The sequence below is a fragment of the Micromonospora sp. ABR4_055 genome, from assembly GCF_056160425.1.
On sequence record NZ_JBSWXD010000307.1, the window covers coordinates 1 to 1,620 of the forward strand.

At 76.4% G+C, this 1,620-nt stretch carries 2 protein-coding genes and 1 pseudogene; all 3 read left to right on the plus strand.

What is annotated here, in order from left to right; genetic code table 11:
* Nucleotides 1–234, plus strand: a pseudogene (locus ACXAHD_RS32050) (urease accessory protein UreF); the annotation flags it as partial.
* Nucleotides 224–982, plus strand: a complete 759-nt coding sequence (gene ureG / locus ACXAHD_RS32055; RefSeq protein WP_348650085.1) for an urease accessory protein UreG — start codon at nucleotides 224–226, stop codon at nucleotides 980–982. The pseudogene ACXAHD_RS32050 and the gene ureG, both read left to right, overlap by 11 nt.
* Nucleotides 982–1,620 (plus strand): urease accessory protein UreD (locus tag ACXAHD_RS32060; RefSeq protein WP_475055153.1); only part of this gene is annotated, 639 nt, incomplete at its 3' end. The genes ureG and ACXAHD_RS32060, both read left to right, overlap by 1 nt.

The following is a 1,620-nucleotide window of genomic DNA, read 5'->3' on the forward strand; positions in this document are numbered from 1 at the left end:
GCATACACCGCCGTCACCGGACCGGCCAGCGCCGCCGTGCGGCTGCTCGGCCTCGACCCGTACGCGGTGCACGGCCTGCTGGCCCGGCTCGCGCCGGACATCGACGCGGTCGCCGCCGGGGCGGCCGCCCTGGCCGACCGGCCGGTCGACGACCTGCCCGCCGGCTCGGCCCCGATCCCGGAGGTCGACGCCGAACACCACGCCACCTGGGAGGTGCGTCTCTTTGCGTCCTGAACCACACACCCACGTCCACGGCGGGTCCGCCGAACCGCACGCGCACACCGACGGGGAGGTACCGCACACCCACCCCGATCCGGGGGTCGACCCGCACCCGCCCCGGCTGCCGGACGGCTCCCCCGCGCTGCGGATCGGCATCGGCGGGCCGGTCGGCTCCGGCAAGACCGCGCTGGTCGCCGCGCTGTGCCGGGCGCTCGCCGACGAGTTGCGGCTGGCCGTGGTCACCAACGACATCTACACCACCGAGGACGCCGACTTCCTGCTGCGCAACGGCGTCCTGCCGGCGGAGCGGGTCCGGGCGGTGGAGACCGGCTGCTGCCCGCACACCGCGATCCGCGACGACATCTCCGCCAACCTTGACGCCATCGAGGACCTGTCCGACCAGTTGGGCACCCTCGATCTGGTGCTGGTGGAAAGTGGCGGGGACAACCTGACCGCCACGTTCAGCCGGGGCCTGGTCGACCAGCAGATCTTCGTGGTCGACGTGGCCGGCGGCGACAAGGTGCCGCGTAAGGGCGGGCCGGGGGTGAGCACCGCCGACCTGCTGGTGATCAACAAGACGGACCTGGCGCCGCTGGTCAACGCCGACCTGTCGGTGATGGAGCGCGACGCCGCCGCCCGCCGGGGCGAGCTGCCGACGGTGTTCCTGTCGCTGGTGCAGGACCGCACGGCGACGCCGGTGGCCGACTGGATTCGGGGGCTGCTGCGGGCCCGCGCCCAGACACCGGCGGAGGTCGCCGGCTGATGCGGGCCCACGCCCGGCTGGTCGCCGAGGTCGACGCCGCCGGGCGGACCCGGCTGGTCTGCCTGCGCGGCGAGCCGCCGCTGGTGCTGCGCCGCACCGGCCCGGCAGCGGCCGCCGACGGCGGCGAAGTCCAGGTGCACCTGGTCGGCGCGGCGGCCGGCCCGCTCGGCGGCGACGACCTGCGGCTGGACGTCGAGGTCGGGCCGGGGGCGCGAGTGTGTCTGCGTACCGTCGCGGCGTCGCTGGCGTTGCCCGGACCTGACGGCCGCCGGTCGACGCTGCAGATGCTGGTCCGGGTTGCGACCGGCGGCGAGCTGCGCTGGCTGCCGGAGCCGTTGATCGCCGCCGCCGGCTGCCACCACCTGTCCCGGTCGGTGGTGGAGCTGGCCGACGGCGCGGCCGTGGTGTGGCGGGAGGAGCTGGTCTGCGGGCGCGACGGTGAGCCGTCCGGCGACGCCCGGATCGACACCACCGTCCGGTACGCGGGCCGCACGGTGCTGCGTACCGACCTGGCGGTGGGGCCGCGCGCCGACGGCTGGGCCGGGCCGGCGGTGCTCGCCGGGGCGAAGGCGACCGGTTCGGTGCTGGTGGTCCGGCCGGAGTGGGCAGCCGGTGGGCCCCCGGCGGCCGGCCCGCTC